1 protein-coding gene is annotated in these 457 nt (G+C 63.9%); it reads left to right on the top strand.

The annotated features are described in order from the left end of the window. A partial coding sequence (locus C5F75_RS12030; RefSeq protein ID WP_104012280.1) for a hydrolase occupies nt 1–457 on the top strand: 457 nt, incomplete at both ends.

The following is a 457-nucleotide window of genomic DNA, read 5'->3' as shown; positions in this document are numbered from 1 at the left end:
TTCGGCGTGCAGTCGATCGATCGGCAGACGCTGAAGAACAACGTCGTCGGGCTCGCGAAGGCCGCGAAGGTCTTCAACATTCCCACCACGATCACGACGGTCGAAAGCGAGAGCTTTTCGGGCCACACCTATCCCGAACTGCTCGACGTGTTCCCGAACCAGAAGACGCTCGAACGCACGTCGATGAACTCGTGGGACGACCAGAAGGTGCGCGACGCGCTGGCCGCGAACGGCCGCAAGAAGGTGGTCGTGTCGGGGCTGTGGACCGAAGTCTGCAATACGACGTTCGCGCTGTGCGCGATGCTCGAAGGCGACTACGAGATCTATATGGTCGCCGATGCATCGGGCGGCACGTCGCAGGCCGCGCACGATATCGCGATGCAGCGCATGGTGCAGGCCGGCGTGGTGCCGGTCACGTGGCAGCAGGTGCTGCTCGAATGGCAGCGCGACTGGGCGC

Source organism: Burkholderia anthinoferrum (genome assembly GCF_002925705.1).
Classification (GTDB): Bacteria; Pseudomonadota; Gammaproteobacteria; order Burkholderiales; family Burkholderiaceae; genus Burkholderia; species Burkholderia semiarida.
Note: the sequence above shows the minus strand (reverse complement) of the source record. Positions and strands in the feature narration are given on the sequence as shown.